This window comes from Methylocystis sp., assembly GCF_021731785.1.
Lineage (GTDB): Bacteria > Pseudomonadota > Alphaproteobacteria > Rhizobiales > Beijerinckiaceae > Methylocystis.
On sequence record NZ_JAKFWS010000046.1, the window covers coordinates 1 to 5031 of the forward strand.

8 protein-coding genes and 1 pseudogene are annotated in these 5031 nt (G+C 60.1%); 4 read left to right on the plus strand and 5 right to left on the minus strand.

Features of this window, described 5'->3' with window-relative positions; translation table 11 throughout:
• On the plus strand, positions 1–467 hold a 467-nt coding region (locus QZ964_RS09635), incomplete at its 5' end, for a tyrosine-type recombinase/integrase (RefSeq protein ID WP_292531250.1).
• Positions 468–484: 17 nt separating this feature from the next.
• Here the strand turns inward: QZ964_RS09635 and QZ964_RS09640 are convergent.
• Positions 485–661 (minus strand): hypothetical protein, encoded by a 177-nt coding sequence (locus tag QZ964_RS09640; protein WP_292531251.1) that lies wholly within the window; start codon positions 659–661, stop codon positions 485–487.
• Between the two features lie 144 nt (positions 662–805).
• Positions 806–1693, minus strand: a complete 888-nt coding sequence (locus QZ964_RS09645) for a transglutaminase family protein (protein WP_292531253.1) — start codon at positions 1691–1693, stop codon at positions 806–808.
• Here QZ964_RS09645 and QZ964_RS09650 point away from each other — a divergent pair.
• The gene (locus QZ964_RS09650; RefSeq protein ID WP_292531261.1) at positions 1595–1852 is read left to right on the plus strand and encodes a hypothetical protein; all 258 of its coding nucleotides are present in this window, start codon (positions 1595–1597) and stop codon (positions 1850–1852) included. The genes QZ964_RS09645 and QZ964_RS09650 overlap by 99 nt on opposite strands.
• Here the strand turns inward: QZ964_RS09650 and QZ964_RS09655 are convergent.
• On the minus strand, positions 1836–2210 hold the full coding sequence (locus QZ964_RS09655) for a hypothetical protein (RefSeq protein ID WP_292531255.1): 375 nt from the start codon (positions 2208–2210) through the stop codon (positions 1836–1838). The two genes, QZ964_RS09650 and QZ964_RS09655, sit on opposite strands and share 17 nt — an antisense overlap.
• 157 nt (positions 2211–2367) lie before the next feature.
• On the opposite strand from QZ964_RS09655, the gene QZ964_RS09660 reads away from it, so the two are divergent.
• Both QZ964_RS09660 and QZ964_RS21520 read left to right on the plus strand, forming a co-directional pair.
• Positions 2368–2880, plus strand: coding sequence for a DUF1269 domain-containing protein (locus tag QZ964_RS09660; RefSeq protein ID WP_292531257.1), 513 nt, complete (start codon positions 2368–2370; stop codon positions 2878–2880).
• Between the two features lie 70 nt (positions 2881–2950).
• Positions 2951–3211, plus strand: coding sequence for a PepSY domain-containing protein (locus tag QZ964_RS21520; protein ID WP_367119259.1), 261 nt, complete (start codon positions 2951–2953; stop codon positions 3209–3211).
• A 130-nt stretch (positions 3212–3341) separates the two neighbouring features.
• Here the strand turns inward: QZ964_RS21520 and QZ964_RS09665 are convergent, their stop codons facing one another.
• On the minus strand, positions 3342–4376 hold the full coding sequence (locus QZ964_RS09665) for an AI-2E family transporter (RefSeq protein WP_292531259.1): 1035 nt from the start codon (positions 4374–4376) through the stop codon (positions 3342–3344).
• 258 nt (positions 4377–4634) lie between these two features.
• A pseudogene (locus tag QZ964_RS09670) lies at positions 4635–5031 on the minus strand (hypothetical protein); the annotation flags it as partial.

A 5031-nucleotide genomic window follows, 5' to 3' on the forward strand; every position in this document is an offset into this window, starting at 1 on the left:
CGCTGCAATGGTCGGCAATCCGGCTTGATGACGCGCCGCCGACGCTTACCATCGTCAGAGGCAAGACCATTGCATCGTCGCGCACCTTACCCTTGCCGCCGCAAGCCGTCGCCATCTTGCGGGCGCTTAAAACGGGTGCGAAGGGCCGCTACGTCTTTCCCGCCCGTTCCGACGCCGGCCGGGCGGAGCACCTGCACGCCGAAAGCCTGTCACGCGCCTTCTCCCGTCTGTGCGATCGGCTCAAGATCAAAGACGCCACGCTGCACGACCTGCGCCGCACGGCCCTAAGCGCCATCGTCGAACTTACGGGCGACACGGCGCTCGCCGAGCGCATTGCCGGGCAAGCGGGCAGAACGAAGTTGGCGAAACATTATGATCGGTCGCGGCGTTTGGACGCCGCGCTCGACGCGTTGACGAAATGGGCGGACGCCATCGACGCCGCCCGTGCCCGCGTGACGGAGTCGTGATGACTGCTTCAAAGAAGTCAAAACGCCCGGTGGCGAAGGGCGTTCCCGCTCGGGTTTCCGCGTCGATTGCAGGCGCCGCCCGGCATCTGCCGCCCAGCGGCGTCGCCGAACGGCTGCTGACCGACGAGCGCATGGAAACCGTTTGGCGGTTCCTGCTGCGGCAAAACGCCGATCAGGAAGCTGTCGCCCAGCATCTCCTTTTTAATGACGCCGGCCTGCTTACGACGTGGGATTCGGAGCAAAAGTTTTCGCCACAACAGCGCGCCGCAGAACAGCCTCTTGGGGGTCGAAGTTCGTGTCCGGTTCGTCAACGGATGAACCGCCCCGTCGCCGACAGTTCATCGTATCGGCACGGCGCTGACCGACACATCGACATGCATGCCTATCGTGTCGTCTTCACTGCCAACGAATCCGCCAGAGATGGGGATCGACTGGGCGGCCTCGCGGGTTACGCCGACGCGTATCAGGTTCGCGCCGGCAATCAGACCGTTGGTCGGGTCGTATTCGACCCAGCCAGCGCCGGGCAAATAGACGCCGCACCAGGCATGCGTGCTTCCGCCGCCGCGGGTCTCGCCCGATGTATCGTCATAAAGATAGCCGGTGACGAAGCGCGTCGCGATGCCGTAGCTGCGCAGAGCCTCCATCATCAGCACGGCGAAGTCGCGGCACGTGCCGGAGCCGAGCTCTACGGTCTGGGCCGCCGTCTGCGTACCCTCCTCATAGCGGGCGCCATAGCGGAATTTCTCCTTGATGGCCCGCGTCATCGCCTCCAGCACCTTCAATGTTTCAGTGGCGCCCGAGTCAGCGACGATGCGTTGAGCCCAGGCGTCGACCTTATGGTCTGGGTCCGGCATCTGCCGTTCGGCGAGTAGTGCGAGGTCAGGAATCTCGTTCTGCGCATAGGAGAAGGGAAAAGCCTCGGCGCCGGGATCAAGACTGTAGTGCGGCAGCGGTTGCCCGTCTGGATGGTGCAAGAGGTCCAGCGTCGATACGATTGCCAGCCGCGTAGTCCGCAGCGTCTCAGGCCATTTGAGGAAGCACACGGAATTGTTGAAGACGTCGTGTTTCCAGAGTGTGTTGGCAGGAGCGGGATCAACCTCGAGTTCAGTCTTAAGGAGGCGTAGATCATGGCTGTCATCGGGCCGCAACATCAGCCGGTGACGCAGGAGGCCGACTGGATTGCGGTAGGTGTATTCAGTCGTATGGACAATTTTGATCCGCGCCATCTGCTTGATCCCGAGTATTCAATTCGTGTTACCGCCTTTCAGAACCCGCTGGTCAATGACATGCGTTTTTTGTCTCGAGGGAAGGAAATCGCGGGGGCTGAAGCCATGACTTACGACTGCGACGCGATCCGCAGCGAGTCGATTAATCGCCAAGAATGATAGGGCGCGCGATCGCTGACAGCAATGCTTCCATTCGCTCATCTCCAGTCGCCACCGTCGTCTGTTGCCGCGCGATCGCCTCCAGGAGTTTTTTGCGTTCGGCTTTTCGAGCTGCAGCGACTTGCGACGCAGTTGAAGAGATGTCGTCGAAAATGCATGCCGGGACCGCGCTCGTTGGATCCTTGGCGGCGTCGACCATGCGGCCAACGCCTGTGCGCCAGCGCCGATGCTCAGGGGTGAGGCCCTCAGCTGATGCTTCACGTCCGGACCCGCTCTTCTCAATCGAATTCTCGAACGCTACTGCGGTCTGCAGAAGCCAGTAGAAAGGACGCGGCCCAAACATAGCGAGTTTCAGCATGCTGCCTGACTCCCAGCCTTTTGCCAGTCTCGTCGCGAAGTTAATGCTATGCTACCGTCATGTGCGGACAGTTTGGTCAAGCAATCAATCGCGCTGCTTGAACGTAGCGCCTTCATTTGCGCCATTCGAGGCTCTGCTAACCTCAGGGAGGAGTGATATGAGCAATTTGGTCGTATTCGACTTTGACGGCGTTCATACCGCCGACGAGGTCCTCAACAAATTGCGCTCGCTGCAAAAGGAATATCTAATCGATCTTGAAGACGCATGTGTGGTCGAGCGTGATTCCGATGGAAAGGTTCATATTAAGCAAGCCGTTAACCTCACGGCTCTCGGAGCCGCGACCGGCGGGACGAGAGGGGCCTTGTTAGGCACGCTGGTAGGATTTCTTTTTCTCAATCCCCTTGCTGGCATGGCTGTTGGCGCCGTTGTCGGCGCCGGTTCCGGCGCCCTTGCGGGCCAGCTCGTCGACTACGGCATCAAGGACGATTTCGTCAAGAAACTTGGCGAGACTATTCCCGCCGGATCCTCGGCGCTGTTCATCCTGTTCAAGAGCTTCACCGAGGACAAGGTGCTCCTAGAAATTGAGCGCTATAAACCGCGTATCTTGAAAACCTCACTCTCAAACGAGCAAGAAGCCAAACTAAGGGCAGTATTGGGCCAGGCCTCGTAGACGACCTGCGCCAAAAGGTAAGCCCAACAAAAAAAGCCCCGCCGTCACATCCACGGTCGGGGCGTTCTCATTGCGCCGACATGACCAACGGCGGGAGGTTTCTCCAGCCCAACGGCTCAATGCCCATGATTCAGGACAGGGCCCCCAGACACGCGAGTCCGTTCAGGGCGGCATCATTGGGATGGAGCTCGAGCGCGAGAAGGGCATGTGGGGTTACGAAGTTAAGGTGATTGCGCCGGATAGTCGATTGATTGAGATGAACGTCGACGCGCATAGTGGCAACATCGTCTCGAAAAGCGTTCGCCGAAAAGGCTCCCGGGATCGAAAGTGATTCGAACCGGAATCGGGCGTGCCTTTGCCTATAAACGGAAGCGGCCTCCCGCCGATGAAAATGACGGAACCTCGAAATCACTCCTCCCGGCGACGCCATTCGAATTTGCTGAGGAATTGAACGCGTAGGACTATGGGGTCTCGGCGACGATTCGATAGGCGATGGAGAGAACGACGGTCGCCGGCACCGCCAGCACAACGCCCATCGCCCCAAAGAGTGAGCCGAAGGCGAGCATGCAAAATAGCAGAACGACCGGCGAAACGCTTAGGGAGCGGCTCTGCAGATAGGGCGTGATCAGATAGCCTTCGATGAAACTCGCGGAGCCGATGGCAAGCGCCGCAAGGGCCGCATTGTCTATTCCATGCGGCAGAGCGACGAGCACTCCAACGATCATGGCGATGATCGAGCCGAAGTAAGGGACAAACGCCAGAGCGCCGCTGATCGTCGCGAGCGCCAACGGCGCCGGAACGCCGAACGCCCAGAGCGCCGCGCCTGCGAAAAACGCGTTCATGGCGACGACGTAAAGCTGGATGTAGAGCCACTGCCGCAGAGAAGCGCCTGACCGTTCAAGAAAGAGCGCCATGTCAGACCGCCGCGATGCAGGCGTCAGCACAAGAAGGCCAGCTGCATACCTTTCTGGATCGGCGGCAAGATAAGCAGCGCCAATGATGGCGAAAACTCCATAAGCAAGTCCATTGCCGAGCGACCCGAGAACCGCGCCAAACTGCTGGGCGACGGGGGTCGTCATTTTAGAAAAGTCGACATGAACCACGAATTTTTCCACGAAACGGCCCCACGGGTGCTCTTCCAGCGTGCGCTCGATCAGAGCGATGGCTGCGGGCACGTCGAGAGCAACTTCGTCATATTGGCTCACGAGCTGGCCGCCGAATAGCATCAACGCGAGAACGATGGACGCGAGCGAGCCCAGCGCAACGACAGCGCGCGACAAGCCCTGTGAGAGCCCAAGGCGCGCGGAGACTTGCTCGGCGACGCCGCGCCAGGCGAGCGCAATGAGGATCGTCGCGAAAACTGCTGGGAGAAGGTCCGTCAACTTCCATAGGACGAATGAGACCGCGACGGTCGCCGCCGCGATCGTTGCCACGACTGCCGTCCGCGAAGCGAAGTCGCCCTGATCACTGCTCTTGTTCAGAAAGTTAATTTTCATGGCGCGCTCGGACTGCTTTCGTCGGTGATCATAAGGGCCCCGCACGCGCCGGGGAAAGCAGCTGGCGGGGCGATAATTTCTAAATGCGCAGTGTGACGGCAGAGATTCAAGCGCTATCCATCGGGACAGATCACGGACCAGACGCTCGACGTGAGCGGGCGCAACTTCGCCCACCCCTCAAGCGATGCGGGCTCACGACGCACGTACAGGACATTCGGTGGCGGCAAGACTTCCCGCTCGAATGATCTCGTAGGGTGACTATTCGTGCGTCGCGCCTGAACTTGGCGCGACGACGAACAGCGGCGGCTCTTGATTGACATCAACCTGCTGGCCGACTTCGCCGTTGCGCGAAATCACCGTTCCATCGATCGTCGATACGATATCGGTAAGGGCGAGGTCCTCCTTCGCCGCCGCGAGCGCTTCTTGGCTCCGCGCGACGTCGGCTTCGTAGGCGATTGCCTGCGCCTTTTCGCGCTCGAAATTCGCGCGCGACCTGTCGAGCGCCGCGCGAGAGATGGCGCCGCGTGTATTCATATCCTGCTTTCGCTCGAAATCTTTTTTCGCGCGTGAAAGCGCGGTTGCGCTCCTATCGAGCCGTAGTTGCGCCGACGCCAAAGCCGCCTTTTCGCGATCAATGGCGGCCTCAAACGGTCGC

Bases quoted from the DNA above. Each gene is read 5' to 3' on its own strand.
- QZ964_RS09640 (WP_292531251.1), bottom strand. From the start codon at position 661: ATGCTGGGCGACAGCTTCCTGATCGGCGTTTTGCCGCAGCAGGAACCG.
- QZ964_RS09650 (WP_292531261.1), top strand. From the start codon at position 1,595: ATGGCTGTCATCGGGCCGCAACATCAGCCGGTGACGCAGGAGGCCGAC.
- QZ964_RS09645 (WP_292531253.1), bottom strand. From the start codon at position 1,693: ATGGCGCGGATCAAAATTGTCCATACGACTGAATACACCTACCGCAAT.
- QZ964_RS09655 (WP_292531255.1), bottom strand. From the start codon at position 2,210: ATGCTGAAACTCGCTATGTTTGGGCCGCGTCCTTTCTACTGGCTTCTG.
- QZ964_RS09660 (WP_292531257.1), top strand. From the start codon at position 2,368: ATGAGCAATTTGGTCGTATTCGACTTTGACGGCGTTCATACCGCCGAC.
- QZ964_RS09665 (WP_292531259.1), bottom strand. From the start codon at position 4,376: ATGAAAATTAACTTTCTGAACAAGAGCAGTGATCAGGGCGACTTCGCT.